30 protein-coding genes are annotated in these 26,474 nt (G+C 74.2%); 16 read left to right on the top strand and 14 right to left on the bottom strand.

Going from position 1 to position 26,474, the window contains the following annotated elements:
• From VGH76_RS07500 to VGH76_RS07485, 4 genes are all read left to right on the top strand, one after another.
• The coding region (locus tag VGH76_RS07500) for a hypothetical protein (RefSeq protein ID WP_331556002.1) at positions 1–222 on the top strand (222 nt) is incomplete at its 5' end.
• A gap of 80 nt (positions 223–302) precedes the next feature.
• Positions 303–461 (top strand): hypothetical protein, encoded by a 159-nt coding sequence (locus VGH76_RS07495; RefSeq protein ID WP_331556001.1) that lies wholly within the window; start codon positions 303–305, stop codon positions 459–461.
• A 103-nt stretch (positions 462–564) separates the two neighbouring features.
• Positions 565–1,236 carry a hypothetical protein gene (locus VGH76_RS07490; protein ID WP_331556000.1) on the top strand — a complete coding sequence of 224 codons (672 nt, stop codon included), beginning with the start codon at positions 565–567 and terminating at the stop codon, positions 1,234–1,236.
• Between the two features lie 37 nt (positions 1,237–1,273).
• A complete protein-coding gene (locus VGH76_RS07485; RefSeq protein WP_331555999.1) occupies positions 1,274–2,938 on the top strand; it encodes an alkaline phosphatase D family protein in 1,665 nt (554 codons plus the stop codon).
• Between the two features lie 246 nt (positions 2,939–3,184).
• Here the strand turns inward: VGH76_RS07485 and VGH76_RS07480 are convergent, their stop codons facing one another.
• The gene (locus tag VGH76_RS07480; RefSeq protein ID WP_331555998.1) at positions 3,185–3,571 is read right to left on the bottom strand and encodes a diiron oxygenase; all 387 of its coding nucleotides are present in this window, start codon (positions 3,569–3,571) and stop codon (positions 3,185–3,187) included.
• 137 nt (positions 3,572–3,708) lie between these two features.
• Positions 3,709–4,524, bottom strand: a complete 816-nt coding sequence (locus tag VGH76_RS07475) for an enoyl-CoA hydratase/isomerase family protein (protein ID WP_331555997.1) — start codon at positions 4,522–4,524, stop codon at positions 3,709–3,711.
• A 153-nt stretch (positions 4,525–4,677) separates the two neighbouring features.
• Between VGH76_RS07475 and VGH76_RS07470 the strand changes: the two genes are divergently transcribed.
• Positions 4,678–5,820, top strand: coding sequence for a metallophosphoesterase family protein (locus VGH76_RS07470; protein ID WP_331555996.1), 1,143 nt, complete (start codon positions 4,678–4,680; stop codon positions 5,818–5,820).
• Positions 5,817–8,678 carry an AAA family ATPase gene (locus VGH76_RS07465; protein ID WP_331555995.1) on the top strand — a complete coding sequence of 954 codons (2,862 nt, stop codon included), beginning with the start codon at positions 5,817–5,819 and terminating at the stop codon, positions 8,676–8,678. Before VGH76_RS07470 ends, VGH76_RS07465 begins: the two co-directional genes overlap by 4 nt.
• A gap of 8 nt (positions 8,679–8,686) precedes the next feature.
• Here the strand turns inward: VGH76_RS07465 and VGH76_RS07460 are convergent, their stop codons facing one another.
• Positions 8,687–9,358 (bottom strand): 4'-phosphopantetheinyl transferase family protein, encoded by a 672-nt coding sequence (locus tag VGH76_RS07460; protein WP_331555994.1) that lies wholly within the window; start codon positions 9,356–9,358, stop codon positions 8,687–8,689.
• Positions 9,346–10,248 (bottom strand): metallophosphoesterase, encoded by a 903-nt coding sequence (locus tag VGH76_RS07455; protein ID WP_331555993.1) that lies wholly within the window; start codon positions 10,246–10,248, stop codon positions 9,346–9,348. Before VGH76_RS07455 ends, VGH76_RS07460 begins: the two co-directional genes overlap by 13 nt.
• 87 nt (positions 10,249–10,335) lie before the next feature.
• On the opposite strand from VGH76_RS07455, the gene VGH76_RS07450 reads away from it, so the two are divergent.
• Positions 10,336–11,511, top strand: coding sequence for an adenylate/guanylate cyclase domain-containing protein (locus VGH76_RS07450; RefSeq protein WP_331555992.1), 1,176 nt, complete (start codon positions 10,336–10,338; stop codon positions 11,509–11,511).
• A 183-nt stretch (positions 11,512–11,694) separates the two neighbouring features.
• On the opposite strand, the gene VGH76_RS07445 is transcribed toward VGH76_RS07450, so the two are convergent.
• Positions 11,695–11,922 (bottom strand): hypothetical protein, encoded by a 228-nt coding sequence (locus VGH76_RS07445; protein WP_331555991.1) that lies wholly within the window; start codon positions 11,920–11,922, stop codon positions 11,695–11,697.
• A gap of 83 nt (positions 11,923–12,005) precedes the next feature.
• Here VGH76_RS07445 and VGH76_RS07440 point away from each other — a divergent pair, with 83 nt between their 5' ends.
• Positions 12,006–12,686 (top strand): VOC family protein, encoded by a 681-nt coding sequence (locus VGH76_RS07440; RefSeq protein WP_331555990.1) that lies wholly within the window; start codon positions 12,006–12,008, stop codon positions 12,684–12,686.
• A 3-nt stretch (positions 12,687–12,689) separates the two neighbouring features.
• Here the strand turns inward: VGH76_RS07440 and VGH76_RS07435 are convergent, their stop codons facing one another.
• Positions 12,690–13,154 carry an SRPBCC family protein gene (locus tag VGH76_RS07435; protein WP_331555989.1) on the bottom strand — a complete coding sequence of 155 codons (465 nt, stop codon included), beginning with the start codon at positions 13,152–13,154 and terminating at the stop codon, positions 12,690–12,692.
• A gap of 99 nt (positions 13,155–13,253) precedes the next feature.
• Entirely contained in the window at positions 13,254–14,588 is a 1,335-nt protein-coding gene (locus VGH76_RS07430; RefSeq protein ID WP_331555988.1) for a hypothetical protein, read from the bottom strand.
• Between the two features lie 172 nt (positions 14,589–14,760).
• Here VGH76_RS07430 and VGH76_RS07425 point away from each other — a divergent pair, with 172 nt between their 5' ends.
• The 4 genes from VGH76_RS07425 (at position 14,761) to VGH76_RS07410 (ending at position 16,917) form a co-directional block, all read left to right on the top strand.
• On the top strand, positions 14,761–15,408 hold the full coding sequence (locus tag VGH76_RS07425; protein ID WP_331555987.1) for a class II aldolase/adducin family protein: 648 nt from the start codon (positions 14,761–14,763) through the stop codon (positions 15,406–15,408).
• A 173-nt stretch (positions 15,409–15,581) separates the two neighbouring features.
• Complete coding sequence (locus VGH76_RS07420; protein ID WP_331555986.1) at positions 15,582–16,064, top strand: Clp protease N-terminal domain-containing protein; 483 nt, start codon at positions 15,582–15,584, stop codon at positions 16,062–16,064.
• A gap of 278 nt (positions 16,065–16,342) precedes the next feature.
• Positions 16,343–16,519, top strand: coding sequence for a hypothetical protein (locus VGH76_RS07415; RefSeq protein WP_331555985.1), 177 nt, complete (start codon positions 16,343–16,345; stop codon positions 16,517–16,519).
• Complete coding sequence (locus VGH76_RS07410; protein ID WP_331555984.1) at positions 16,516–16,917, top strand: STAS domain-containing protein; 402 nt, start codon at positions 16,516–16,518, stop codon at positions 16,915–16,917. The genes VGH76_RS07415 and VGH76_RS07410 overlap by 4 nt, the downstream gene beginning before the upstream one ends.
• Here VGH76_RS07410 and VGH76_RS07405 read toward each other — a convergent pair.
• Positions 16,901–18,166 (bottom strand): SGNH/GDSL hydrolase family protein, encoded by a 1,266-nt coding sequence (locus tag VGH76_RS07405; protein WP_414637688.1) that lies wholly within the window; start codon positions 18,164–18,166, stop codon positions 16,901–16,903. The genes VGH76_RS07410 and VGH76_RS07405 overlap by 17 nt on opposite strands.
• Here VGH76_RS07405 and VGH76_RS07400 point away from each other — a divergent pair.
• Positions 18,146–18,616 carry an SRPBCC family protein gene (locus VGH76_RS07400; RefSeq protein WP_331555982.1) on the top strand — a complete coding sequence of 157 codons (471 nt, stop codon included), beginning with the start codon at positions 18,146–18,148 and terminating at the stop codon, positions 18,614–18,616. The two genes, VGH76_RS07405 and VGH76_RS07400, sit on opposite strands and share 21 nt — an antisense overlap.
• On the opposite strand, the gene VGH76_RS07395 is transcribed toward VGH76_RS07400, so the two are convergent.
• The 3 genes from VGH76_RS07395 to VGH76_RS07385 form a co-directional block, all read right to left on the bottom strand.
• Positions 18,597–18,950: a VOC family protein gene (locus VGH76_RS07395; protein WP_331555981.1), complete on the bottom strand. Its 354-nt coding sequence runs from the start codon at positions 18,948–18,950 to the stop codon at positions 18,597–18,599. The genes VGH76_RS07400 and VGH76_RS07395 overlap by 20 nt on opposite strands.
• Positions 18,951–19,192: 242 nt before the next feature.
• Entirely contained in the window at positions 19,193–20,254 is a 1,062-nt protein-coding gene (locus VGH76_RS07390; RefSeq protein WP_331555980.1) for an alcohol dehydrogenase catalytic domain-containing protein, read from the bottom strand.
• 118 nt (positions 20,255–20,372) lie between these two features.
• Positions 20,373–22,052 (bottom strand): NAD(P)/FAD-dependent oxidoreductase, encoded by a 1,680-nt coding sequence (locus VGH76_RS07385; protein WP_331555979.1) that lies wholly within the window; start codon positions 22,050–22,052, stop codon positions 20,373–20,375.
• A gap of 318 nt (positions 22,053–22,370) precedes the next feature.
• Here VGH76_RS07385 and VGH76_RS07380 point away from each other — a divergent pair, with 318 nt between their 5' ends.
• A complete protein-coding gene (locus VGH76_RS07380; protein WP_331555978.1) occupies positions 22,371–23,255 on the top strand; it encodes a helix-turn-helix transcriptional regulator in 885 nt (294 codons plus the stop codon).
• A 4-nt stretch (positions 23,256–23,259) separates the two neighbouring features.
• Here VGH76_RS07380 and VGH76_RS07375 read toward each other — a convergent pair whose 3' ends face one another.
• Positions 23,260–23,709, bottom strand: a complete 450-nt coding sequence (locus tag VGH76_RS07375; protein ID WP_331555977.1) for an SRPBCC family protein — start codon at positions 23,707–23,709, stop codon at positions 23,260–23,262.
• Between the two features lie 124 nt (positions 23,710–23,833).
• On the opposite strand from VGH76_RS07375, the gene VGH76_RS07370 reads away from it, so the two are divergent.
• Entirely contained in the window at positions 23,834–24,385 is a 552-nt protein-coding gene (locus VGH76_RS07370) for a dihydrofolate reductase family protein (protein WP_331555976.1), read from the top strand.
• A gap of 29 nt (positions 24,386–24,414) precedes the next feature.
• Here the strand turns inward: VGH76_RS07370 and VGH76_RS07365 are convergent, their stop codons facing one another.
• On the bottom strand, positions 24,415–25,155 hold the full coding sequence (locus tag VGH76_RS07365) for a metallophosphoesterase (protein ID WP_331555975.1): 741 nt from the start codon (positions 25,153–25,155) through the stop codon (positions 24,415–24,417).
• A 46-nt stretch (positions 25,156–25,201) separates the two neighbouring features.
• On the opposite strand from VGH76_RS07365, the gene VGH76_RS07360 reads away from it, so the two are divergent.
• Positions 25,202–25,471, top strand: a complete 270-nt coding sequence (locus VGH76_RS07360) for a DUF2277 domain-containing protein (protein ID WP_331555974.1) — start codon at positions 25,202–25,204, stop codon at positions 25,469–25,471.
• Between the two features lie 116 nt (positions 25,472–25,587).
• Here VGH76_RS07360 and VGH76_RS07355 read toward each other — a convergent pair whose 3' ends face one another.
• The gene (locus VGH76_RS07355) at positions 25,588–25,953 is read right to left on the bottom strand and encodes a DF family (seleno)protein (protein WP_331555973.1); all 366 of its coding nucleotides are present in this window, start codon (positions 25,951–25,953) and stop codon (positions 25,588–25,590) included.
• Positions 25,954–26,474: the final 521 nt, after the last annotated feature.

Raw genomic sequence — 26,474 nt, 5'->3', positions numbered from 1 at the left:
GGTCGGCCGGGCTCATGGGTGAGCGGCGCCCTCCTGGCGTCGGATGCCAGCATCGTGCCGTTCCTGCCGGCCGGGGTGGGCCGGGCTCCACGCGTGAGCGGCGCCGTCCTCGCGTCAGATGCCAGCATCGTGCCGTTCATGCCGTGCGGGGGCCCTGAGACCGACGGTCTCGACAAGGCCCTGCGCCGCTGGGCGGGCAGTTCTCGCGCGACGATCTCGTGACGACACCTCGTCGCCTCTGGACACGGGAGCGATGCGCAACGGACCATCGAATCCGCGCACCGCACCCACGGGAGGCAGACATGCGACTGGGCCGCCGACTCACCGCCGGGATCGCCGAGGACCCGCCCGCACCGACTCCCGCCGCGCCCGAGGCGCCCGTGCCCGCCGAGGCGACGGCACCCGCCGTCGAGACCCCGGCGCCCGAGCGCACCCCGGACCCGGCCGTCTCGAGGACCTGAGCTGAGCGCGTTCGGCGCTCTCTTCGGACGCCGGGCCGACCACGCCGAGCCCGACGAGCCGGCCGACCGGCCCGCCCTGCCCGGGTGGAAGATCGCGTACCCAATGCTCTCCGCCGACGGCGCCGCCGTCGGCTTCAACGGTGTCGCACTCGGCCGCAGCCAGGTCTACGGCACCGTCGCGGAGGCGGTGTGCGTGCAGTCCGCCCGCCACCGCTGCCCCTCGACGTGGTGCGACTGCGGCTTCTACTGCTTCCACGAGGCCGAGCAGGCCCGCGCCCTGGCCTGCGACGAGCAGTACGAGCGCAGCGTCCTGCTCGAGGTGCTCGCCTCCGGGCGCTACGTCTCCTATGAGCTCGGCCTGCGCTACCAGCGCCAGACGGTGCGCTCGGTGCGCGTCGGACGGTGCCGCTGTGGGCGCACGGCGGCCGCGCTCGACGACGTCGGCGGCGGGATCGTCGGGTGGCGACGCCTCGAGCCGGTGTGCCGAGAGTGCGCGGGACGCCGGGCGGTGCTCGCGCTCGAGACGTTCGGCGCGCTGTCCGGGGTGCCGGTCACCGTCGACGAGGGCAGCGGGTACTCCGCGTTGGCGCCGCTCGCGCCGCTCTCCGAGGTCGAGCGCGCACGCGTCCCGGAGGTCCCGGACAGCCCCGTTGCCAGGGCGGCCGAGGTCAGCCCCGACGCCGAGATCCCGCTGCTGACCGCCGAGGTCACCCTCCTGCAGGCCCGTCTCGACGAGCTGCAGCGACGACTCGGGCGGCTCACCGACCGTCCGTAGCGCCCGCCGCGCGGGCGCGTGCGGTAGAGATGCAGGCGTGACGACGGCGGATCACGGTGGCCTCCTGCTCGGACCGATCCTGCGCCACGTGGGGACGACGACGGCGTCGGTGTGGGTCGAGACCGCGACGCCGGGCCAGGTCGAGGTGCTCGGACACAGCGCGCCCACGTTCACCGTGCAGGACCGGCACTACGCCCTCGTCGTCGTCCGGGACCTGGAGCCGGGCACCGCGCGGACGTACGAGGTGCACCTCGACGGCGGGCGGGTGTGGCCGCTCGAGCACACCGGGATGCCGGCGAGCCGCATCCGCACCCGTGCCACCAGCGCCGTCGTCGCGGACCCGGCGCGCCAGCGCATCGTGTTCGGCTCCTGCCGCTACCCCCCGACCGGCGACGCCGAGCTCGAGCGCCAGTACGGCGTCGACGCCCTGGACGCCTACGGTGCGCGGCTGCTCGCCCGCGTGCGCGACGCCGACGACGACGACGCGGCGACCGCGGAGCTCCCCGACGCGCTCTGCCTGCTCGGCGACCAGATCTACGCCGACGAACCGACCCCGCGCACCCAGGAGTGGATCCGCGCCCGCCGCGGGGCCGACACCGGGACGAGTCTCGAGATCGCCGACTACGCCGAGTACGCCCATGTCTACAGCGAGAGCTGGTCGGATCCGGAGCTGCGCTGGCTGTTCTCGACGGTGCCGACGTCGATGATCTTCGACGACCACGACATCCGCGACGACTGGAACACCTCGTCGGCCTGGCGCGAGGAGATGGCGCGTCAGTCGTGGTGGCCGACGCGGATCCGGGCGGGCCTGGCGTCGTACTGGGTCTACCAGCACATCGGCAACCTCGACCCGGACACGCTCGCCGCCGACGAGCTCTACAAGGCGGTCACGGCGGCCGACGGCGACGCCTGGCCCCTGCTCGAGGCCCACGCGGCGCGGGCCGACGCGGCCGTCGGGGAGCCGGAGGGAGTCCGGTGGACCTACCGCTGGGACCTCGGACGCACCCGGCTGCTCATGGTCGACTCGCGCTGCGGGCGCGTGCTCAACGACCGCGAGCGCCTCATGATCAACGACGAGACGTTCACCTGGATCGAGAAGCAGGCGGTCGAGGACCCCGAGCAGGTCGACCACCTGCTGCTCGGCTCGTCGATCCCGTGGCTGATGCCTCCCGCGGCCGCCCAGGTCCAGGCGATGAACGAGCGTTCGGCCGCTGCCGGGAGCCGCTGGGCCGAGAAGCTGCGCCAGGCCGTCGACCTGGAGCACTGGCCGGCGTTCCGGGCGTCGTTCGACCGGTTGGCGCGGCTCGTCGAGCGGGTCGGGGCGTCGTCGTCGGCGCCGCAGACGGTCTGTGTGCTCTCCGGGGACGTCCACCACAGCTACGCCGCGCGCGCCCGCTTCGCGACGCCGACCCGCTCGCGGGTCTACCAGCTGACCTGCTCGCCGGTGCGCAACGGCGTGCCCTGGTTCATGGAGTACGTGTTCGACGCCGGGTGGATGCGGCCGTTCGTCGGGCTGGTCCGTCGGGTCGGGCGGTGGTGGGGCGTGCCCGAGGAGCCGGTGGCGTGGGACCCGATCGGCGGGCCGTGGTTCGGCAACGCCGTGGCCACGCTGGAGATCCGCGGCCGGACCGCCCGGGTGCGCTTCGAGCGCTCCGGGCGGGACGGCACGCTGGACGCCGTGGCGGACCTGCCGTTGACGTGAGGGGGCCCGGGGGTCGCGCCCCGCGCCAACGGCCCCGCCTCACGGCAGCAACGGCACGATGCTGTCGTCAGACGCCAGAACGGCGCCGCTCGCTCCTCGCCGAGCCGTCGAACCGCATGACATGAACGGCACGATGCTCTCGTCAGACGCCAGAACGGCGCCGCTCGCTCCTCGCCGAGCCCTCGAACCGCATGACATGAACGGCACGATGCTGTCGTCAGACGCCAGAACGGCGCCGGTCACTCGTCAGGCGAGCGCGTCCTGACGACGGCGGGAGCGGTACGGCAGCAGGAACGCGCGGCGCCACAGCGACTTGGCCGGCCCCTTGACCATGCCCGCCTCGTCGAGAAAGCCCACGATCTTCTCGCCCGCCCACCGGATCATCTCCTGGTAGGGCGGGTTCGCCAGGGCCTCCTGCCGACCGCGCTTCGGCTCGATCCCGACCGACGAGTACACGCCGGGGTGGATGAGGCTGCGGACGATGAAGAAGGTGACGAACGCCGTCGCGAACCGGTGATAGGCGGCGGCCGGTCGCGAGAGCCGGGCGATGCCGTCGGCGACCTCGGCGCGGGCGAAGGAGACGTGCCGCGCCTCCTCCTGGCCTGCGCCTGAGGAGGTTCGAGCGAGGGGCACCTTCGATCAGATAGATCGACCGAAGGTGCCCTTCGGTCGGACCCGGACCGGCCGGCGCCGCTCCGGCGAGGGGCGCCCCCGGCCGGATAGATCGACCGAAGGTGCCCTTCGCTCGAAACCCCCGGGGGCCGGCCGGATCACCGGCCCGTGAACGTCGCCTTCCCGTGCCCGCGCTCGACGAACGACTCCATCGCGCCGCGGAGATCCTCGGTGCCGAACAGCGCCCCGGCGATCTCCGCGGTGCGGGCGTTCGCCTGACCGAGCCCCCCGACGGCGAGCTCGCGGAGGATCTCCTTGGTGGCCGCGTGGGCTCGGGTCGGCCCGGCCGCCAGTGACCGGGCGAGCTCGCGGGAGGCACCGTCCACCTCGTCGTCGGGAACCATCCGGTCCACCACGCCCCAGCGCTCCATCTCGACGGCGCCGAACCGGCCCGCCGTCATGGCGAAATACTTCGCCCGGCCCTGCCCGACCCGCTCGGCCAGGCGCTGCGTCCCGCCCATCGCCGGGGTGAGCCCGACCGTGGCCTCGATCAGCCCGAAGCTCGCCGACTCCCCGGCCACGATGAGGTCGCACGCCAGCGCGAGCTCGAAGGCCCAGGTCAGGGTGAGGCCGTGGGCGGCGAACACGGTCGGGAACGGCAGCAGGTGCACCCGCTCACCAAGCTCCACCAGCTCGGCGAAGTAGCGCCGCCCGGCCTCGACGTCACGGTTCTGTGCCAGCGGCAGGAAGGCGTCGCGGACGTCGACCCCGCCGGAGACGACCTTGCCCTCCGCCCGGAACAGCGCCCCGCGCGGCCGCTGCTGCTCGAGCGCGGTGACCGCTTCGAGGAGCGCGGTGTGCAGGTCGCGGTCGTAGAGGTTCAACGGCGGGTGGTGGACGGTGACGACGGCGAGCTCGGGGTCGGTGCCGGTCTCGACGCGGACCGGCCCGGAGGTGATGTCGCGTGTGCTCACCCGTCGGAACCTGCCGCACGCGCCGGTCCGCCGCCAGGGCCGAGGCTGTCGGCAGGTCGTGCTCTGATGATCACGACGGCGGCCGGGGTGTCGCCATCGGGTCGTCCGGACCGACGGCCTACCGTCGTGGCGACCGGGCTCGGGGAGGTGAGCATGCGCTTCGTCCACACCGCCGACTGGCAGCTGGGGATGACGCGGCGCTTCCTCGGCGCCGGACGCCCGGGACAGGCCGCCGGGGAGGCGCAGGCCCGGTTCGCCCAGGCCCGGCTGGACGCGGTGGTGGCCCTCGGGCGGGTGGCCGCGGACGAGGGCGCGGCGTTCGTCGTGGTGTGCGGGGACGTCTTCGAGTCGAACCTCGTCGGGCCCGACGTCGTGGGCCGCGCGTGCGAGGCGCTGCGCGGGTTCACCGTGCCGGTGCTGCTCCTGCCCGGGAACCACGATCCGGCGGACGCCGCGCTGGTCACGCGGCGGGCCGACTTCGCGCGGCGCTGCCCGTCACAGGTCACGGTGCTCGACCGGGCGGGGGTCCACGAGGTCGCGCCCGGGATCGAGGTCGTCGCCGCACCGTGGACCTCGAAGCGCCCGCTGACCGACCTCGTGGCCGACCAGCTGCGCGCCCTCGAGCCGGCCCCGCGCGGCGTCGTGCGGGTCCTCGCCGGGCACGGCGCCGTCGACGTGCTCTCGCCCGACGCGCACGATCCCGCGGTGATCCACACCGACGCGTGCCGGGCGGCGCTCGCCGACGGCCGGATCCACTACGTGGCGCTGGGCGACCGGCACTCCACCTGGGCGCTGCCCGGCGAACCCCGCATCGGCTACTCCGGGGCGCCCGAGGTCACCTCGCACGACGAGACGGATCCCGGCAACGTGCTCGTCGTCGACGCCGACCACGACGGGGCGGTGGTCCGGCCGGTCCGGGTCGGCCGCTGGGCGTTCACCCGGGACCACGCCACCACCGACACCGACGCCGACCTCGAGGCCCTCGACGCCCGGCTCTCCTCCCTCGCCGCGCCGGAGCGCACCGCGCTGCGGCTGGCTTGCGAGGGCACCCTCACGCTGCGCCAGCGGGCCCGCCTCGACGACGTGCTCGCCGCCCACGCCCCCGTGCTCGCCGCGCTCGAGGTCGACGCCGCCGAGCTGGTCACCCGCCCCGACGACGCCGACGTCGAGGCGCTGGGCCTGTCCGGCTTCGCCGCCTCGGCCGCGGCGGAGCTGGCGTCCGGGGCCGACGATGCCGAGGCGCTGGACGCGCTCGCCCTGCTCCACCGGCTCGCCGCCGCCGGGGGTGAGCGGTGAGGCTGCTGCGCATCCGGCTGTCGGACTTCCGCGGCGTGCACCACCGCGAGGTCCACCTCGCCGAGCAGGGCGTGACGGTGCTCGAGGGCGAGAACGAGGTCGGGAAGACCTCGACGGTCGCCGCGCTGGACCTCCTGGTCGACTTCCGCGACAGCTCCACCGCCGCCGAGGTCCGCGCGGCCGCCCCGGCGGGCCGCGACGCGGGCCCGACGGTCGAGGCCGAGCTGGTCAGCGGGCCGTACCACCTCGTCTACCGCAAGCGCTGGCTGCGCCGGAAGCTCACCGAGCTCACCGTCATCGCGCCGCGCGCCGAACAGCTCGCCGGTCGTGAGGCGCACGAGCGGATGCTCGCCATCCTCGACGAGACCATGGACCGCAGCCTGTGGCGTGCGCTTCGGGTGGAGCAGCACACCCCGCTGGGTCAGGCGGATCTCGGCGGCCAGGACGCGCTGACGCGGGCGCTGGACCGGGCGGCGTCGGGGGCCTCGGGCGCGGGCGAGACCGTGCCGGGGGCCGATGCCGCCGCGGAGGACCTCGTGGAGCGGGCCCTGGCCGAGGTCCGGCGCTACCACGGCGGGCACCACCGTCCGGTCGGTCCGCTGCGCGAGGCGAACGACCGGCTCGCCGCGACCACGGCCGAGGCGGAGGCCGCGGCGCACGCGGTCGCGGAGGTGGAGCGCGACGTCGCCCGGCGCGCCGACCTCGACCGCGAGGTGTCCGCCCTCGCCGTCGAGCGCCGGCAGCAGGCCGAGCGCGCCCACGAGCTCGAGGACCGCTGGTCGGCGTTCGAGTCGCGCCGCCTCGAGGTCACCGCGGCCGCCGAGCGCGCCGAGGCCGCCCGGGAACGATCCCGCCGGGCCACCGACCGGCAGGCCGAGCGCGCCCGGCTGGTCACCCGCGCCGCGGACGCCGCGCGGGCGGCCGAGGCGGCGGACGCGGCCATCGCCGCGCAGGAGGAGCGCGACGCCGCCCGACGCGCTGACCGCGACGACGGACGCGCGGCCTGGGAGGCGGCCCGCACCGCCGCGGCCGAGGCCGACACCGCCTCCCGCGCGGCCGACGACGCGCTGGCAACCGCGCGCGACCGCGGCGAGCTCGCCGACCTGTCCGGGCGGTTACGCCGGGCCGAGGCCGCGGAGGCGACGCGCCGCGAGGTGGAGCGCTCCGCCGCCGGGCCGCGGGTGGACGCCGCAGCGCTGGAGGAGCTCGAGGAGCTCGACCGCCGGTTGGTCCGCGCCGAGGCCGAGCTCGCCGCCGGAGCGGGCACCGTCGAGGTCGTGGCCCACGAGGGTGGGCCGGGGGTCACCGCCGACGGCGAGGTGGTGACGCCGGGCACGGCGCGGACGGTGCCGGTGGCCGGCCCGGTGACCGTCACGGTGCCCGGGGTGGCCGAGGTGCGGGTGCGCCCGGGTCTCGACGGCGCCGAGGCCCGCCGCCGGGTGGACCACGCCCGCCAGGCGCGGGACCAGGCCTGCGCCGCGCTGGGGGTGGCCGACCTCGCGGCGGCCCGGGCCGCACGGCACGTAGGCGAGGACGCCGCGGGCCGGGTGCGGGAGCTCGTCGCGGTCATCCGCCGGGAGCTCGGTGGCCGCACCACCGCCGAGGTCCGCGCCGAGGTCGACCGCCTCGTCGAGCGGCTGCGCCCCGCCGCGGCCGCCGAGGCCCCGACCGGGAAGCGGAAGGGCCGCCGGGACCCGGTCGGGCCCGCCCTCTTCGACGACCCGGCGCTGGTGGAGGCCTCCGAGCACCTCGACGGACACGAGCCCGACGAGGCCCGGGCCGCCCGCGCGGCCGAGCTGGACGGGCTGCGCCGGGAGGCCTCCGCGGCGCGCGACGCCGCGAGCACGGCCCGCCGCACCGCCGAGGAGGCCGAGCAGGCCTGGCGCCGCGCCGACGACGCGGTGCACGCCGCCGAGTCCGAGGTCGCCGCCGCCCGCACCGCCGGGGCGGTCGCGCGCAACGACGCCGAACGGCTCGCCGCCGAGCTCGCCGACGCCCGGGCCGGCGCGCCCGACGCCGACCTCGACGCCGAGGCCACCGACACCCTCGCCCGCGCCCGCCGCACCGAGGCCGACCACGAGCAGCGCGCCGCCGCCCTCGCCGCGGACGACCCGGACACCGTCGAGGCGCTCTACCAGGCAGCCCGCCGGGCCGCCGAGGCGCTCACCGAGCGCACCGGTGAGGTCGAGCGCCGTCGGGCCGAGGTCACCGGGCGGCTGCAGGTGGCCGGCGGCGAGGGCCGGCACGACCGGCTCGCCGCCGCCCGCGACGAGCTCGCCGCCGCGGAGCGCGAGCACGCCTCGGTGTCCCGGCGGGCGGCCGCCGCGGTCCGGCTGCACGCCACCCTCGCGCGGCACCGCGACGAGGTCCGGCAGGCCTACGTCGCGCCGTTCCGCCGGGAGGTGGAGCGCCTCGCGCGGATCGTGTTCGGCCCGACGCTCGCGCTGGAGGTCGACCAGGGCCTGCGGATCGTGGCGCGGACGCTGAACGGCGTGACGGTCCCGTTCGAGGCGCTCTCCAGCGGGGCGAAGGAGCAGCTCGGGCTGTGCGCGCGGCTCGCGGTCGCAGCGCTGGTCGACGCGGAGGACGGCGTCCCGGTGATGATCGACGACGCCCTCGGGCACTCCGACCCGGCACGCCTCGAGCGCCTCGCCGCGGTGTTCACCGCCGCGACCACGGGGACCACCCACCAGGTCGTCGTGCTCACCTGCAGCCCGGCGCGCTACCGCGGGGTCGGCGCCGCCCGCACCGTCGCCCTGTCCCCCTCGCTCCCGCCGCCGGTCGCCGTGCCGTCCCCGGCTCCCGAAGAGCCCGACGACTCCGCAGCCCAGGGCGACGCCCTCCGCGACGTCGGCTGACGCGCGTCTCAGCGCGCGGGCAGCGCGATCGCCGTCACCAGGATCCCGTCCGCCACCGCCCACCGGCCGACGAACGACTCCACCACCGCACCGTCCACCGTCGGCCCCTCCACCAGCAGGCGCGTCGTGAAGGTGCCGTCCTCCGACGGCACCAGCTCGGCGTCCTCGAACCCCAGCCACCGCCCGGTCAGCGGGAACCAGGTCTTGTAGACCGACTCCTTCGCCGAGAACAGCAACCGGTCCCACGCCACGTCCGGACGCGCCGACGACAACCGCTCCAGCAGGGCCCGCTCGGTCTCCGAGGACACCACGTCGAGCACCCGGTCGGGCAGCACGTCGTGCACCTCGGCGTCGATCCCGACCGAGCGCACCGTCGAGCGCCAGGCCACCGCCGCCCCCCGGAACCCGCGGGTGTGCGTGATCGACCCGACCACCCCGGCCGGCCACACGGGCGCCCGCTCCTCGCCCACCGGTATCGCCTCGGCCGGCGCCCCTAGCGCGGCCAACGCCTCCCGGGCGCACCACCGCCCCGTCGTGAACTCCGCGCGCCGGCTCGCCACGGCGCGCGCCACCGCCGCCTCCTCGCTCGGGTGCAGCGGGGCATCGTCGTCGTCGGAGAGCCGCGCCACTGCCGTCACCGTCGCGGGCAGCACCGCGCCGAGCAGCCCTACCGCGTCCACGGTGCTCCCCGCGCGACGGCCCAGGCCGTGAACGGGTCCCGGTCCTCGACGTAGGGCGCCGGGAGGATCTGGCGCAGCGGCCCGCGCACGAGGCGGTGGCGCTGCCACTCGCGCGGGTAGCCGACCGACACCTCCTCGAAGCGCACGCTGTCCTCCCACGTGGTCCGCGGCAGGTGCAGGTGCCCGTAGACGACGGCGGCCGCGTCGTACTCCACGTGCCAGCGGGCCGTCGCCGTCGACCCGCACCACAGCGCGAACTCGGGGTGGCGCAGGACCTGCAGCGGGAGCTCGGTCAGGGGCCAGTGGTTGATCAGCACCGTCGGCATCCCGGCCGCACGGGCCGCGAGCCGCCGTCGGGAGATCGACAGCCGCTCGGCGCACCACGCGGGCGGTCCCGGGAAGGGGTCGCTGGACATCAGGAACTCGTCGGTGCACACCACGCCCGCCTCGCGGGCGATCTCGAGCGCTGCCTCGTCGCCGAGCCCGACCATGTCCGGCCGCACCCGCCACGAGTAGTCGTAGAGCAGGAACAGCGGACAGACCAGGGCGGGTCCGCCCTCCCCCCGCCAGACCGGCCACTCGTCCTCCGGGGTGAGCACGCCGAGCGAACGGCAGACCTCGACGAGGTGGGCGTAGCGCGCCGGCCCGACGGCGTCGGGCTCCTCGCCGTGCGGGGTCCACAGCTCGTGGTTGCCCGGCACCCAGATCACCCGCGCGAAGCGCTCCGCGAGGACCGACACCGTCCGGCGCAGGTGCTCGATGCGGTCCCCCACGTCGCCCGCGACGATCAGCCAGTCGCCCGGGTCGGTCGGGTGCAGGTCGTCCACCACCGCCTCGTTCTCGGTGCGGTTGACGTGGAGGTCGCTGGTCGCGAGCAGGCGGGGAGCCATGGCCCGATCACGATAGTCCGGCCGCGCCGCCACCGGCGGGGTGCCTTTCGCGCGCCGTCGTCGGCCGTCTTTGTCACGATGAGCCCCGTGCCGCCCCGCCACACGTCGCTGCCGATCCCGCGCCGCCTCCGCTCCGCGATGGCGGAGACCGACTTCGACCGCGCAGGTCTCCTCGACGGACTGACCGGGCAGGCCCGCCGCACGCGCGTCGAGGTCCTCAACGCGCTGGCCGCCGACGGCGTGGGCACCGAGACGATGCGGGAGGCCATCGAGGGCGACCGGCTCGGCCTGCTCCTGCTCGAGCGCACCCTCAACCCCGAGGACGGCTGGTCGATGGCCTCGATCTGCCAGCACACCGGGCAGGACGCCGAGATCGTCGCCACCTGGTTCCGCGCGCTCGGGCGCCCGGTATCCGCCGATCCCGACGAGGAGATCTACACCGACGAGGACGCCGAGATCGCCGAGCGGATCGAGGGCTACCGGACCCTCGGGTTCAGCGACGAGGAGATGCTGCCGGTGGTCCGCGCGATCGGGCGCGGGGTGCTCAACAGGGCGGATGCGCTGGGCTCGCTGATCGGGGAGGCGCTGCTCGCCGCGGGCGAGCCCGAGCCGGAGACCGCGCTGCGGTACGCGATCGAGGCCCGGCGATTCGCCGAGCAGGACGCGCTGCACCTGACCCACCTGGTCGCGGTCGCCCTCGCCGACCGCATCCGCTCGCACGCCGTCGCCATCGAGGGCTCGTCGGCGGGCCGTATGCAGGGCGCCCAGGAGGTCACGGTGTGCTTCGCGGACCTGGTCGGCTTCACCGACCTCGGCGAGAACGTCTCCGCGACCGAGCTCTCGGAGGTCGCCGAGCAGCTCGCGGAGTGCGCGACCGAGGTGGCGACGCGGCCGGTGCGGCTCGCGAAGACCATCGGCGACGCCGTCATGCTCGTCTCCTCGGACCCCGTGGCGCTGGTGCGCGCGGCGGTGGATCTCGCACGGCGATGGGCCGCGTCCGACGACGGGCGCCCGGACGTCCGCGTGGGGCTCGCGACGGGCATCGGCGTGCCGCACGCCGGGGACTGGTTCGGGCCGCCGGTCAACCTCGCCTCCCGGGTGACGACGACGGCGCGGCCGGGCCAGGTCGTCGTGACGGCGGCGGTGCACGACGCCGTGGTGGACCAGATCGGCGAGGCCGAGTTCCGGTGGCGGGTGGCGGCGCCGCGACGGTTCAAGGGCATCCGCGGGGCGCAGCGGCTCTACCGGGTGGCCGGTGTGTGAGCTGGAGGAGAGAGCCGGGGCCGGTGACGGTCCGCTCCCCAGCGACCGTCACCGACCCTCGGCCGTCGGTGTTCCCCGAACACCGACACCAACCGATCGGCGGTGAGACAAATGTGGGGCACGGCAGTGCTCCGCGTCCAGCGGGAACCCTCGATCACCACACGAGTTCACCCACTGGAGTGCCTACTTCGGCCGCTTGACCGCGTGATCGCCCGCCCGGAGGCGCAAGAGGTTGACGGCGACGGTCATCGACGTGATCACGCCGAGGAGGAAGACCACGGCACCGACGACCGTCGAGCCGCCCAGCACGAGCGCGAGGCCCGCCAGCAGCAGGACCGCGGCGAGGACCCAGCCGCCGATCAACAGTCGCATCTGCGAGATGCCGAGCCTCGCCGCGAGCCGCTCCACCATGCGCGCCAGCGTACGGGACCATCAGCCTTGCCTCTTCCTCAGGATTTCTTGGTACGGTTTCAGTACCAATCAGAGGAGACGACATGACGACGACGAACGTGCTCGCCGGCGTCCTGGTCAAGGACTGGGCGGGATCGCAGGACTTCTACGCGACGGTGTTCGGCCGGCGGCCGGACCGCGTGCCCATGCACGGGTGCGCCGAGTGGGTCGTGCCCGGGGGCGGCTGCCTGCAGCTGGTCGAGGACGCGACCCGGGCCGGCTCCTCGTCGGTGACCCTGACCGTCGACGACGTCCGGGCCGAGCGCGACCGGATCGCCGCCGCGGGGATCGTCGTGCCCGCCGTGTGGACGGTGCCGGACTTCATCCACGCGGTGACGTTCTCCGACCCCGAGGGCACCCAGGTCACCCTCGTCGAGCCGATCGCGCCGCAGACCGCGGCCGACGTCGTGCGGGCGCTCTTCGCCGCCTACCGCGAGCAGGACGCCGCGGCGGCCACCGCGCTGCTCGCCCACGGCTTCGTGTTCACCAGCCCGCAGGACGAGCCCATCGGGCGCGACGAGTTCATGCGGCGCTGCTTCCCGACGGCGGACCGGATGCGCTACCAGGACCTGGTCGACGTCGTCGAGGTCTCCCCCGGCGAGGTGTTCGTGCGCTACGTCTACGAGCTGCACAGCGGCGCGCGGCACCGCAACACCGAGGTGCTGACGGTCGTGGACGGGCACGTCAGGGAGACCCAGGTGTACTTCGGGGCCGAGCTCGCCTGAGCGCTACCCGACGGCCCGCTGCCCACCCGGAACCAGCCGGCGCTCGAGATTGGCGAGCACGCCGTCGTGGATGCGCTGCAGGCCCTTCGGCGCGAACAGCCGCTCGAAGAACCCGCCGATCCCGCCGGCGCCGTTCCAGGTGGTGTCGACCTCCACCGTCGCGGCGGTCTGCCCCTCGGGGCGGACCCGCCAGGTGGTGACCATGCTCGAGTTGTGGTCGGTCTCGACGACGCCGCCCTCGGGTGCGGTGGAGACCTCGACGCGCTGGTCGCGCTGGCGCTTGGAGGTCGCCTGCAGCACCCAGTGCACGACGGTGCCCGCGCCCTCACCGCCGGTCTCCACCTGGTAGTCGCGGTAGTGCTCGGTCAGGATCGCGGGACGCACCTCGCGGTAGTCGGCCAGGGCCGCCAGGACCTTCTCGGGGTCGGCGGAGATCGTGCGGCGGGCGGTCGCCCTCACCTGCGCCATCGCGGCTCCTCGGACGGGGGTGCCCGGGCGGGCCCCGTGGCTGCCCTGCTTACTCCTCCGGCACTGCCACCGCACCCGGCGGGTCCGGCCGGGTCGCCGTCAGCCGACGGCCACGCCGGCGGGGCGCGGGCTCAGCCCGACGAGCCGGTGGCGGCCCCGGCGAGGCGCGGTCCCGGGCGCGGCGGGTCCCGCGGGCGCGCCCACGACCTCGACGGGTGCCGGGCCGGCCGCCGGGTCGAGCGCGCGCACGAGGTCGGCGAACCGGGCCACCCGCACCGTGCGGCCGTCGGGCTCGCTGAGCACGACGTCGTCGTAGCGGCGGGCGGGGTCGCCGTCGAGCCGCTCCCGGACCGCGTCCCGCACGCACGTCGTCGCCGCGCGCACCGTCGGCGATTCCGCCAGGCGCGCGGCCGCTCGATGGGCGAACACCGCGCGGCCGTACGGGCCCGCGATGGTCAGCAGGAAGCGGTTGCGGTCCACGTACCCGGTCGGTCGTCCGTCCGTGCCGACGAGCACCACCCCGGCGCAGTCCTGTTCGTCGGCGAGGGCGCTGCGCACGTCGTCACCGGTCGCGGTGTCCGGGACGACGGTCGCCGGCCGGGCCACGTCCCCCAGGGTCACCTCGCGTGCGGGGTGGACCGGGCCCGGGTCGGAGGCATCCGGAGGGGGCACCGCCAGCTGCGGCGCGGTGGTGGCGAGCCGCGTGCGCAGACCCGGGGCCAGGGTGACCTCGGCCGGGCGGGCCGAGGCCTGGTCGGCGGCCAGCACCGGGCCGGACGCCACCACGGCGCCACGACCGCGCAGGTCGCGCAGCGACGCCTCGCCGTCGACCCCGTCGACGACGAGCTCCGCGCGCGTCGCGCCGGCGAGCACGGTGGCGGCCTCCAGGGTGGCGAGTGCCGCCACCTCGCCGGACCCGATGCCGGCCAGCCACTCGGCTCCGAGGACCAGCTGGTCCGGGGCGAGGCGCGCGATCTCGGCGGGAGCGAAGCCCGCGGCGGGGACCGCGATGCCGAACCCGTCGCGGCGGGCCTGCCGGATCCCGTCCTCGAGGGCCGGCAGCGATGCGGAGCGGACCCTGGACGTGAGCAGCAGCGTCACTCCGGCGCCTCGGCCGTCGCCGTGCAGCATCGCGGGCCGCACGGCGCGGAGACGGTGGGCGGCCCAGGCCACGGCGTCGGCGGCGATCGGGAGGTGCACGGTCACCGGGGACGTGCCCGCCGCTCTCGCCGCCACGAGCAGGTCGGCGATCTCCCGGTCGATGCGGACCTCGAGCGGCCCGTACCCGTCCTCCGCCGCCGTCCTCCCCGGCCGCAGGTCCGAGGAGCCGGCGAGGAAACCCACGACGCGGCCGCTGCCCAGGTCGATCCTCGGTGAGAACAGGGGTGCCGACCCTCGCGGGGACCCGAGCGCCGACGCGCTACTCGCCGCCATGAGATCTCCCTCCATTGGTCTACTCGGCCGTGCCGGAGTGGACCGTTCGTCGCAAGACGGTGTCACCTGACGTGGCGTGAACAGCGTCGAACGGGCGCCCACGAGCGACGAGTGGATCTCCGAGACCTCACTCGTCCGCGTCGCCGTGACACGGCGCTGGTAGGCACTGCCCATGCCGCCGACGCCGGGAGCTCGTCTCGACCACGCCCGGGACGCCGTCGCCGAGCACGCCCGGCGCCTGGTCGCGGACCGCCTCGTCGCCGGGACCGCGGGCAACCTCTCGGTCCGGGTCGGCGACCTCATCGCCGTCACCCCGTCCGGTGTCGCCTACGACACGATGACCGGCGACGACGTGTGCGTGGTGGACCTCGACGGGGCGGTCGTCGACGGCGCGCTGGAGCCGACGAGCGAGTTGCCCCTGCACCTGCTCTGCTACCGCCGCCACGGCGCCGGCGCGGTGGTGCACACCCATTCCGCGGCCGCCGTCGCGCTGTCCCTGCTGCGCGACGACGTCCCGCTGGTGCACTACCAGACGGCGATCTTCGGCGGCGCGGTCGCGGTGGCGGAGTACGCGCCGTTCGGCACCGACGCGCTCGCCGAGAACGTCTCGACGGCCCTCGCGGGGCGCACCGGCGCCGTGATGCGTCACCACGGCAGCGTCGTGCTGGGCGAGTCCCTCCGCGCGGCCCACGACGGGGCCACGCACCTCGAATGGCTCTGCGACGTGTGGCTGCGGGCCGCCGCCGTCGGGACGCCGCGTCTGCTCTCGGCCGAGCAGGTCGCCGACGTGGCGGAGCGCTTGCGGCATTACGGGCAATAGGTGCGCTTCGCGCATGTGAGCACTCATCCGTGTCATAGGGCGGAATAGTGCTCTCGTGCGCGAAGCGCACTTCACGATCACCGCGCGCGACCGGTCGGCCACACCCGGCGTCGTGACCGTTTCGATTCGTGGATTCGGGTCACGAAACGGCGTCGGGAGGCGATGCTGGGGGCGTGGTCTCCGAACGGACGGGCACCGGGCCGTGGCCCGGGCTGGCAGCGGCGCGCGAGCACGCGGCCGCCCAGGGGGCCCGCTCGGTGGGCACCCAGCACGTGCTGCTCGCCCTCCTGCGCCGTGAGGCGGTCGAGGCCGCACCGCTCCTCGAGCGCGCCGGCGCCGACCACGCGGCGGTGACCGCCGCCCTCCAGGGCATCACCGGCGTCGGCGCCCGCCCGGTGCCGATCCCGATCGAGCGGATCTCGCTCTCACCGCGGGTCGGCGCCCTCCTCCGGCGGGCCTCCGGCGACACCCGGACGACACCCGACGATCTCGCGGTCCTCGACCAACTGCTCGACGACGGCGGCGAGCCGTCGCTCGCCCACCTCGTCCTGACCTCTCTCGGCGCCCGACGTCGGGCGCTCGCCGCCCGCCGGGACGGCGGGACGGTGGCGACGATGCAGGTGGGCCGCGAGGACGGGGACCTCGTCCCGGGCTGAGGTCTGGGGCTGCCGGCCCTGGCCGTGAGCGCGCCGATGGATCCGATCCCGGGAGCGACATGCCCAACGGGCGCCAGGACTCGCGACCAGGATCCGGATCTTCGGACGGCGTAGGTGCCGCCGACTCGGACACCAGCATGGGGCACCATGCGCAAGCGCCCCTCCCGGTCGTACACCACACCAATGGCGCACAACCAGGGGTCGTCAGTGGTGTGCACCTGTGCGCTACCGTCATCGCGCGTCAGAGGGCACCGCTGTCACCGCGCCGGAGGGCCGCCATGGTCGAGCACGACGAGCGCGTGGGCACCGACCCCGCGGAGGCCCCGGGCGGCCGGGCTGCTCTCGACCGCGGATGTACCTGCTCCGTGCTCGCCAACGCGGCCTACCGTGCGGGCGCGCCCGACGAGCAGCCCTTCGTCGACCCGCAGTGCCCGGTCCACGCGAGCGCCTCGTGACCGCGACCTTCGAGACGCGCGCCCTGTACGGCCCACCCCGTCCGGTCCTGGTGATCTCGGTGATCGGCGAGATCGACCGCACCAACGACGACGAGCTCCGCCGCCACCTGCACCGCACCGCCGCGCAGCGGGGCAGCGAGTCCTTCCGCGAGCAGTACGGGTGCTCGGAACCGGCGACGGCAGTGGTGGTCGACCTGCGGGGAGCCACCTTCGTCGCGGGCAACGCGCTGGCCTTCCTCGCCCGCGAGCGCGACGGGACCGGTCGGCCGTTGCGGCTGGTCCTCGGACCCCGGGGCGTGGTGCGCCGCGCGCTGGCGGCCGCCGGGCTCGAGTCGGACGTCGAGCTCTACGACGACGTGGCCGACGCGGTGCTCGCCGAGGTTACCCCGGAGACCTGAACGGCCCGCCGTCACCGAAGGCGAGGGCGGCGAACCGCTCCCCCATCAGCCGGTGGGTGGCGGCGTCGGGGTGGAGGCGGTCGGGCAGCGGGTGCTCGACGGCGTCGGGCTCGCCGTAGAGGGCCAGCCCGTCGAGCAGGTGCAGGTGGGGGTCGTCGACCGCGCGCTCGACCACCAGGCGGGCGAGCTCCTCGCGGATGGTGCGCAGGCAGAGCCGGCCCGCGGCGACGTCGGCCGGGTCGCCGGTGGCCCGGAAGCGCAGCGTCCCGTCGGCGATGTCCACCGCACCCGGCCCCGGGGTGGCCTCGTGGATCGGGCAGAGGACCGGGGAGACCACCAGCAGCGGCGTCGTCGGGTGGCCGTCGCGGATCGTGTCGAGGAACCCGTGCACCGCCGGGGTGAAGGCGCGCATGCGCATGACATCGGCGTTGACGAGGTTGATCCCGATCTCGGCGCTGAGCAGGTCCGCCGGCTGGTCACGCACGACCCGGGCGACGAAGGGGTCGAGCATCGCGCTGCCGCTGAACCCGAGGTTGACCAGCTCGACCCCGCCGCGGGCGGCGGCGAGCGCGGCCCAGGTCGTCGACGGACTCTCGGCGTTCGAGCCCTGGCTGATGGAGCTGCCGTGGTGCAGCCAGACCGGTCGGGAGCCGACGGCCGGGACGACGGGGGCGTCGCTGCGCAGCGCCACCAGCTCGGTCGCCTCCTGGTGCGGCAGCCAGAGCTCGACGTGCTTCTCCCCCGCCGGCAGATCGGTGAAGGCGACGGTGCCCACCGGGCCCTCCTGCACCTGCGTCGTCCCGGCGGCGAGGTCGGTGACCAGGACGGTCCCGCCGGTCGAGGTCGCCCGGGCGACGAGCTCGCCGTCGACGACGAGGTCCCACCGCCCGTCGGGACGGCGCGGCGCCCCGGCGAAGGCGAGGGTCGTGCGGTGGGCGTCCACCTCGAGCCGGGTGGCCGACGTCCGGAACACCAGACGCACCCCCGAGGGCTGCGACTGGGCCATGAGCAGCTGCTGGTCCGCCCGGGCCCGGGCCCACGCCGGCAGCCGGTGCGGGCGCATCCCCCGCGCCGAGCGCTCGTGGTCGACCGCACCGCGCAGCAGCTCGGGGACGATCTCCGTCGTGCGCAGGTCGCCGTCGTCGATCACGGCGCCCACCCTGGCCCGGCCGGCGATCGCCGCGCATCCCGGATTCCGCTCCCGCCCCCGACGGGCCATCATGATCGCGTGGCCGACGACTTCACCCATGCCGACTCGGTCCACGTCGACGCGGACCCGGACACGGTGTGGGACGTCGTCTCCGACGTCACCCGCACCGGCGAGTGGAGCCCGATCTGCGTCCGGTGTGCGTGGGACCCGGGCGACGGGCCGCGCGTCGGCGCGCACTTCACCGGCTACAACGTCAAACCGGACCGCGAGTGGGAGACCCGCAGCGAGGTCGTGGCCGCCGAGCGGGGGCGGGTGTTCCGGTGGGCGGTCAACGGCGGCCGCGTCTTCTGGGGATTCGAGATGGTTCCCGACGGCGAGGGCACGCGCCTGACCGAGACGTGGGAGTTCCCGACGGCGGGCCGGGAGTTCTTCCGGGAGCGCTACGGGGACAGCGCCGACGCAGAGATCGCGATCCGCGCGGCGGACGCGCGCTCCGGGATCCCCGAGACGCTCGGGGCGGTCAAGCGTGTCATCGAGGGTCAGGGGTGACGATACCGCCGAACCCCACCTCGTTGCCGTCCCCGTCGTGGAACACCGCCTTCTGCATCCCGCCCGGGTAGTCCTCGCGGGCGGTCGGCGCGAGGCCGCGCGCGGCGATCTCGGCGAGGGTCGCCTCGAGGTCGTCGACGAGCACCGTCACCACGCTGTGGCCCGCGTGCGCCGGGTTCTGCTGGACGTAGACCCAGCGGTCCTCGGCGAGCTGCCACACCGACTCGGTGTCGGAGGCGGCGAACGACGGCTCGGCCCCGAGCAGGCGGGTGTACCAGCCGACGACGGCGTCGTGGTCGGAGACGTAGAGTCCGGCGAAGAGGGAGAGCGCCATGCGCCCAATCCTGTGCCCGGGCGGTCCCGCTGCCCGAGGGGGACCGGGCAGCGGGACCTCGCCGGCCCTCCTGGGGGGCAGGAGGCTCCGGCGTGGGCGCGATCGTTCCAGGTCCATCCGAGCACGAACAGACGGGCACGCGCGGAATTCTGTCTCAGTTTCCGTCACGTTTCATGTCGGCGTCCGATCAGGCGATGCGGATCGTTGACCGAGCCCGCTCGCCCAGGGCCCGGACCCTGCCGTCAGAAGGTGATCAGCGGCTTGATGATCCCGTCCCGCTTGTGGCTCATCATGTCGAATGCCTCCTCGACCTGGTCGATGCCCATCCGGTGGGTGGTCATCGGCGTCGGGTCGATCTTGTCGTTGACGAGCAGGCGCATGAGCCGCTCCATGCGCAGCCGCCCGCCCGGGCAGAGGTCGGTGGCGATCTTCTTGCCCGCCATCCCGAGGCCCCACGCGTCGAGCGGCATCGTCACCGTCGGACCGGACTCGCCGTGATACCCGACGTTCGACAGCGTCCCGCCGGGCCGGGTCGCGTACAGCGCGGCCTCGAAGGTGACCTGGTTGCCCAGCGCCTCCACCGTGGAGTCCGCCCCGCCGTCGGTCAGCGCGAGGATCTGCTCGACGACGTCGCCCGACGACGGGTCGATGACGACGTCCGCCCCGAACCGTCGGGACATCTCGGCCCGGTTGGGCAGACCCTCGACGGTGATGACGAGGCCCGCGCCGCGCAGCTTGGCGCCCAGCGTGGCCGAGAGACCGACCGCGCCCTGCGCGAAGATCGCGACCGAACCGCCGACCGGGATGTTCGCGTTCTCGGAGCCGACGATCCCCGTCGAGAGCATGTCGCAGGCGTAGACCGCGGCCTCGTCGGCGAGGCCCTCCGGGATGGGCGCGAGGTTGTAGTCGGCGTCGTTGACGTGGAAGTACTCGGCCATGTTGCCGTCCTTCTGGACGGTGAACCGGTACCCGCCGAGCGCGCCGCGGCACTGCGAGGTGTGCCCGGCCTGGCAGTTGTCGCACGTCCCGTCGGGGGTGACGGCATTGACCGCGACCCGGTCGCCCACCTGCACCGACGTCACGCCGTCGCCGATCTCGTGGACGATCCCGACGCTCTCGTGCCCGAGCAGCCGGCCCTCGGGGACGGGCAGCAGCCCGGCGACGGTGTGCACGTCGGAGGTGCAGATCAGGGCCGCGGTGGTCTTCACGACCGCGTCGCCCGGGCCGGCGTGGGGGATCTCGCGCTCGACGAGCCCCACCTTCCCGGTCCCGAGGAACGCGAGGGCCTTCATGGTGTCGCTCATGGTCGTCTCCTGATCCGTGGGGTCGCTGGCGGCAGATGCGGGCCGACGACGCCGGGCGTGGCCGCGCCCGGCGTCGTCGGGGGTGGTCAGTGCCCGTAGCGGGGGGTCCCGACGGCGCTCATCCGGCCAGCGCCCAGGTGTAGACGTGCTCGCCGGCCGGGGTCGCCTCGCCGTCGATCGCGAAGCCCTCCCAGCCGTTCTCGGCGATGCGGTCGCACTTGGCCCGGTAGGGCCCGACGAAGTCGAGGTTGGGCATGAACTGCCGCGGTTTGCCGGGGATGTTCGCGCCCATGTACCAGGTGTCCGCGGTCGGGAAGAGCGTCGCGTTCGCGATCTCCTGGTTGTAGGTGCACCAGCCGTCCTCGGCCTCCTTGGTCGGCTCGATGACGGCGGCCCCGCGGGCCCGCAGGTCGGCGATGATGCGGCCGATGTAGTCGACGTGCTGCTCGATCGACACCGGCATGTTCGAGAGCACCGAAGGGCTCTGCGGGCCGGTGATGGTGAAGAAGTTCGGGAAGCCGTGGCTCGTCAGCCCGAGGTAGGTCCGCGGGCCCTCGGCCCACTTCTCGCGCAGCAGCTCGCCGCCGCGGCCGCGGATGTCGATGCGGTTGAGCGGGCCGGTCATCGCGTCGAAGCCGGTGGCGAAGACCAGGGCGTCGAACGTGTACTCGGCCCCGTCGGCCAGCCGCAGCCCGTCGCGGGTGATCGCCGCGATCGGGTTGGACTTGACGTCGACGAGGTGGACGTGGGGCTCGTTGAACGTCTCGAAGTAGCCGGAGTCGAGCGGGTTGCGCTTGCAGCCGAAGGGATGGTCCTTCGGGATCAACAGCTCGGCGGTCTCGGGGTCGTGGACCTTCTCCCGGATCTTGCGGTCGAGGAAGCCGCGGACCAGGTCGTTGGCCTCGGTGGAGAAGAAGATGTCGGCGTAGGAGCCGAGCCAGATGTGGAACCCGCCGCGGTTCCAGAAGTCCTCGAGCAGCGCCTCGCGCTCCTCGTCGGAGGCGTCCGCGGCGCCCTTCTCCTGCAGGTAGAGCTCGAAGCCGAAGTTCGACTGCTGGATCCGTTCCCGGATACCGGACCAGTCCTCGAGTCGCGCAGCCTTGACGTCGGGGTCCACCGGGCCGTTGTTGGCCGGGACGATGTAGTTGGCGGTGCGCTGGAAGACCGTCAGCTCGGTGGCCTGCGCCGCGATCAGCGGAGCGGCCTGCACCGCGCTGGCCCCGGAGCCGATCATCCCGACCCGCTGCCCGGTGAAGTCCACGCCCTCGTGCGGCCACTCCCCGGTGTGGTAGGTCGAGCCGGCGAAGGTCTCGACGCCCTCGAAGGGCGGGGTGTTCGACGCCGAGAGCGCCCCGACCGCGGAGATCACGTAGGTGGCGGTGACCGTCTCGCCGCCGTCGGTGGTGACGGTCCAGCGCCCGGCGGCCTCGTCGAACGTGGCCGAGAGGACCCGGGTGCCGAAGGTGATGTCCTCGGTCAGATCGAACCGGTCGGCGACGTGCTCGAGGTAGCCGCGGATCTCGTGGGACTCGGGATAGCGCTCACTCCACTCCCACTCCTCCCAGAGCCCCTGGTCGAAGGTGTAGCCGTAGATGTAGGAGTCCGAGTCCGACCGCGCGCCCGGGTAGCGGTTCCAGTACCAGGTGCCGCCCACGCCGTCGCCGGTCTCGAACACCCGTGTGTGCAGGCCCAGCTCGTCGCGCAGCTTGTGCAGCATGTACAGGCCGGAGAACCCGGCCCCGATGATCACCGCGTCCACCGTGTCGGTGGCGTGCTGCGGTGGGCTCGTTGTCGACATCCGCGTCTCCCTGTCGTGCAGTGCCGGGTCGCGCCCGCGGAGGACCTCGCGGGGGCGCACCGTCGGCGTGTGGCCGAGCACCCTCCGTCCACCTTGGGGGGCGCGGCTTGGACGGAGGCCGGCCCGCGTTGGACACCATTGCTGGACAGGGGTCAGCCGGGTGGCGAAAGCGCAGGTCGGGCCGGGTACGACGACGTCGTGGCGGGGTTGGACATCCGCCCGGCCGCGTTGGACAACCTTGCTGCGACCCTGGCCGGGTGAGCTGGGTCACGCCTAGCCTGGCCTGCGGCACGGCGTAGGACGGCAAGGGGGCCGACGATGGCTGACCGGCTCATCGTGCCCGACCAGCTCCCGGCATGGGTCCCGGGCGACCTCACCGTGAGCAGCCCCGAGGAAGGCTGGAGCGGGGTCTCGGTCCGCGGCTACCGCTACGAGGACAGCGACGTCGAGGTCCCGCCGTTGCGCGACTTCATGATCGTCGCCTACCGGCGCGGCGTCACCGACATGCGCCGCAAGCTCGACAGCGGCTGGCACCACGAGCGGCTCCGCCCCGGCGACGTCTCCCTGCTCACCCGGGCGGCCGACTCGCACTGGCGCTGGGACACACCCATCGAGGTCGTGCACGTCTACCTCACCCACGAGCAGCTGGCCGCCACCTGCCGCGAGATGTACGGCCGCGAGGTCGAGGACGTCGAGCTGCACGACACCATCAAGGCCGACGACCCGGCGATCCACCGCGCCGCGATGGCGATCGCCCAGGAGGCCGCGCAGGGCGGGGTCGGGAGCGACCTGCTCGTCGACTCGCTGACCACCCAGCTCTCGGTGACGATCCTGCGCCGTCACGCGAACATCCTCTTCCGCTCCCCCGAGGGCCCCGACTGCCTGAGCTTCCGGCAGGAGCACCTGGTGCGCGACTACATCCAGCCCCACCTGGCGCGGCGTCTCACCCTGGACGACCTCGCGGGATCCGTCGGGCTCAGCAAGTTCCACTTCGCCCGGCAGTTCCGCGCCTCCACCGGGACGACGCCGCACGAGTTCGTCCTGCGCGCCCGCCTCGACCGGGCCCGGCTGATGCTCGAGCGCACCGACACCCCGCTCTGCGAGGTCGCCCAGGCCTGCGGCTTCTCCGACCAGAGCCACATGAACCGCATCGTCAAGCAGCGTCTCGGCGCCACCCCGGGCGCCATCCGTGGCAGGCGCTGAGGGATCAGTCGTCCGAGCGCTCGACGAGAGCGGCGAGCCGGTCCAGCGAAGCCTGGAGGGCATCGGACGTGGTCGCCCGGGCCCGGGCGAAGCGGGCCTCGTCGGTCAGGTTCGACCAGTCGTAGGTGTGCGTGACCAGCGTTCCCGACCCGTCCCGCGGCTCGAGCTCCCAGCGCCACAGGTGCCTGGCCGGCGGCCGCCCGGGGTCGGACGGGGTCCACGCGATCCGGCGCCCCTCCTCGAACTCGACGACGTGGTTCTCCCGCACCCCGTTCCTGGTGAGCGTCGTGGTGAACACGTCGCCGACCGCACGGATCCGCTGCCCGGGTCGGGCCTCGGCGAGGTTGGCGTTACCGTCCCAGCGCGGCTGCGAGGCCGGGTCGGCGATCAGCTCGAAGACGGCCGCCGGGCTCGCCCCGATCACCCGGCTGGCGCTGACGACCCGGTCCTCCACGCCCGCGACCTTCCCGGCCGTGACCCGGACTGTCCAGCCTGCTGCTCGGGACGTCGACACGAACGGGACGGACGTCGTGATCGACGTCTGCTCGACCACGCGAGGACGACGGTAGCCTCGCGCGATGCGGCCCCTTCGGTACTCCATCAACGTCACGCTGGACGGGTGCTGCGACCACCGCGAAGGGATCCCGGACGAGGAACTGCATCGTCGGGCGACGGAGACCATCGCCCGGGCCGATGCCCTCCTGTTCGGCCGGGTGACGTACGAGATGATGGAGTCGGCGTGGCGCCTGCCGTCCGCATCGGGAGGGATGCCCGAGTGGATGGAGCCCTTCGCCCGGACGATCGACGCGGCCAAGAAGTACGTGGTGTCGAGCACGCTGGACGAGGTCGACTGGAACGCGGAGCTCGTGCGCGGGGAGGATCTCGAGAAGACCGTGCGCCAGTTGAAGTCGGAGCCCGGCGAGGGACTGTACGTGGGAGGCGTGACCCTTCCGCTCGCGTTGGCGGAGCGCGGGCTGATCGACGAGTACGAGTTCATCGTGCATCCCCGCGTGGCGGGGCACGGCCCGACGTTGTTCGCGGGGTTGTCGAAGCCCATCGACCTGGAACTCGTGGACCGGTCGGAGCTCGGCTCGGGGGCCGTGGCACTGCGGTACGAGCCCCGGGGGTAGGTCCATCGAGCTGGACCGCGGGCGGACGGTCATGGTCCGGGTGATGCGGTGAGCGCCCGGACATGGGTGTGGAGCTCGCCGCTGCCCTCGTCGAGGTGGTGCAGGGCGAGGCCGGGTGGCGCCTGGCCGTCGAGGCTGTCGGGCTCGGGCTCGTAGGGCAGCCGCAGGGTCGATGCGACACCGGGTGCGATGCGGACCGGGACGCCGCCGACGTCGGCGCCGAGGGCGGTGTGGGCGTGCCCGCACAGCACGACGCGGGGTGCCTCGTGGGCACGCAGCGGTGCGAGGAGGGGTTCGGGGTCGAGCAGCCGGATGGGGTCGATCAGCCCGCTGCCGATCGCCATCGGCGGGTGGTGCAGCGCGACGACCAGTGGTCGCCGCTCCGCGGCGGCGTCCTCGATCAGGGCCACGCTCTCCGGTGCGAGCTTGCCGTGGTCGTGCCCGGGGACGTGGGAGTCGGCGAGAACCACGACCGTCCTGCCGACCTCGATCCTGCGCGTGATCGGACCGTCGCCGCGCAGGCCGAGCGCGGCGCGCATCGTCGGGCGCCGATCGTGGTTGCCCGGCACCAGGTGCGCGTCCAGCCCGGCGAGCAGGGCCGCGGCCTGGTCGTACTCCTCCGGGGCGCCGTGGTCGGCCACGTCGCCGGTGACGAGCACCAGGTCCGGGCGCGGGGACAGCGCGCGGACGTGGTCGATGACGCGCTCCGCCCGCTCGCCGCTGCGCCGGGAGGTATCGAGATGCAGATCCGACAGGTGGGCGATGAGCATCCGACGAGCATGACCTGACGACCGCCGGTTGGGGCACCATCGCGGTATGTGCCGCAACATCCGGGTCCTGCACAACTTCGAGCCCCCCGCGACCATCGACGAGGTGCACGAGGCCGCCGTGCAGTACGTCCGCAAGATCAGCGGGTCGGCACGGCCCTCGAAGGTCAACGAGGAGGCCTTCGCCCGGGCCGTCGCCGAGGTCACGGCGACCACCCGTGCCCTCCTCGAGGACCTGGTCACGACCGCGCCGCCGAAGAACCGGGAGGTCGAGGCGACCAAGGCGCGAGCGCGGGCGGCCGAGCGCTATCCCCGCTGATCCGATCATCGTCGATGCCACGCCCGAGCGGTGGCCGGGTCGTACACCACCCTGCTGGACACCACTGACCAGGGCGTTCGTCGAAGCGAGCGCTCGCGAACGAGAAGGTAGGTGTGTCAACCCGAGTTGGCCCCACCTGAACGCTCTGAGTTGGCCCCGCCGTCGAGCGCTCGGAGGATCCAGGAGTCGGGTGGGACGCCTCGGGCTCCGTTGTCGGTGAAGTAGAGGCGGCACTGCATGCCGTAGTCGGTGCGCCCGGTGGCGCAGGGATCGACGTCGATGCCGTTGATGCGCAGGCTCGGGGATCCAAGGAATCGCTGATGCTGGGCCTGGTCGTCGCCGGTGATCTCAACAAGCCGGACCGGGGCGTTGACTCCGTGCTCGCGGATCAGCTGACGCAGGTGCGGCAGGAATGCCTGATGGTTGGGGCATCCGCTGAAGTAGAGAAGCTCGACCGAGGGGTCGCAGGACCTGGCGGGCATCGACGCTCCCGGGGGTGTGCTCGCGATGACGTGGTTGTCGGCGCCCTACCCGGTGCTGGCGTGTGAAGGCGTGGACGTGGCCTGAAGGGGGCCTTGGACCGGGCGGGGAACACCCGATGCGCCGCCTGCGGCACCCTCGCTGGCGGTCGTCCCCTCAAAGCATGCGGCCCGGTTCTCAGCGGTCGCGCAAGAGTCCATGGGCTGGGCGGCGGCGCCGCCGCGGCCGTAGCTCTGCGAGTCTTCCCACTCCAGCAAAGTCCTCCCGCGGCGCTGGGTCTACAGCCGACCCCCCGGCAGCTCCGCAGCGTGCGGCCCTGGGGGGCTCTGGCCGATCGGCAAGGATCGTCGTCGAACCTCGGGGCCAGTCGGCGGCCCGAGGCTCAGGCGCCGCCGGCGGTGACGATCATGTCGGTGACGAACCCGAGGGCGAGCCCGACGAACACCCCGGTGTAGAGGGGATTGCGGTGCCCGCCGCGGGCGGCGAGCCCGACCAGTTGGAGGACCACGTAGAGGATCGATCC

It is taken from the genome of Actinomycetospora sp., from assembly GCF_036497585.1.
GTDB lineage: Bacteria > Actinomycetota > Actinomycetes > Mycobacteriales > Pseudonocardiaceae > Actinomycetospora.
This window is presented reverse-complemented; position numbering and strand designations above follow the sequence as displayed.

Bases quoted from the DNA above. Each gene is read 5' to 3' on its own strand.
- VGH76_RS07445 (WP_331555991.1), bottom strand. From the start codon at position 11,922: ATGGTGGAGCGGCTCGCGGCGAGGCTCGGCATCTCGCAGATGCGACTG.
- VGH76_RS07455 (WP_331555993.1), bottom strand. From the start codon at position 10,248: ATGGCTCCCCGCCTGCTCGCGACCAGCGACCTCCACGTCAACCGCACC.
- VGH76_RS07415 (WP_331555985.1), top strand. From the start codon at position 16,343: ATGGTCGAGCACGACGAGCGCGTGGGCACCGACCCCGCGGAGGCCCCG.
- VGH76_RS07430 (WP_331555988.1), bottom strand. From the start codon at position 14,588: ATGGCGGCGAGTAGCGCGTCGGCGCTCGGGTCCCCGCGAGGGTCGGCA.
- VGH76_RS07405 (WP_414637688.1), bottom strand. From the start codon at position 18,166: ATGGGTGAAGTCGTCGGCCACGCGATCATGATGGCCCGTCGGGGGCGG.
- VGH76_RS07470 (WP_331555996.1), top strand. From the start codon at position 4,678: ATGCGCTTCGTCCACACCGCCGACTGGCAGCTGGGGATGACGCGGCGC.
- VGH76_RS07365 (WP_331555975.1), bottom strand. From the start codon at position 25,155: ATGCTCATCGCCCACCTGTCGGATCTGCATCTCGATACCTCCCGGCGC.
- VGH76_RS07370 (WP_331555976.1), top strand. From the start codon at position 23,834: ATGCGGCCCCTTCGGTACTCCATCAACGTCACGCTGGACGGGTGCTGC.
- VGH76_RS07395 (WP_331555981.1), bottom strand. From the start codon at position 18,950: ATGGCGCTCTCCCTCTTCGCCGGACTCTACGTCTCCGACCACGACGCC.
- VGH76_RS07360 (WP_331555974.1), top strand. From the start codon at position 25,202: ATGTGCCGCAACATCCGGGTCCTGCACAACTTCGAGCCCCCCGCGACC.
- VGH76_RS07380 (WP_331555978.1), top strand. From the start codon at position 22,371: ATGGCTGACCGGCTCATCGTGCCCGACCAGCTCCCGGCATGGGTCCCG.
- VGH76_RS07385 (WP_331555979.1), bottom strand. From the start codon at position 22,052: ATGTCGACAACGAGCCCACCGCAGCACGCCACCGACACGGTGGACGCG.
- VGH76_RS07355 (WP_331555973.1), bottom strand. From the start codon at position 25,953: ATGCCCGCCAGGTCCTGCGACCCCTCGGTCGAGCTTCTCTACTTCAGC.
- VGH76_RS07390 (WP_331555980.1), bottom strand. From the start codon at position 20,254: ATGAGCGACACCATGAAGGCCCTCGCGTTCCTCGGGACCGGGAAGGTG.
- VGH76_RS07490 (WP_331556000.1), top strand. From the start codon at position 565: ATGCTCTCCGCCGACGGCGCCGCCGTCGGCTTCAACGGTGTCGCACTC.
- VGH76_RS07425 (WP_331555987.1), top strand. From the start codon at position 14,761: ATGCCGCCGACGCCGGGAGCTCGTCTCGACCACGCCCGGGACGCCGTC.
- VGH76_RS07440 (WP_331555990.1), top strand. From the start codon at position 12,006: ATGACGACGACGAACGTGCTCGCCGGCGTCCTGGTCAAGGACTGGGCG.
- VGH76_RS07435 (WP_331555989.1), bottom strand. From the start codon at position 13,154: ATGGCGCAGGTGAGGGCGACCGCCCGCCGCACGATCTCCGCCGACCCC.
- VGH76_RS07495 (WP_331556001.1), top strand. From the start codon at position 303: ATGCGACTGGGCCGCCGACTCACCGCCGGGATCGCCGAGGACCCGCCC.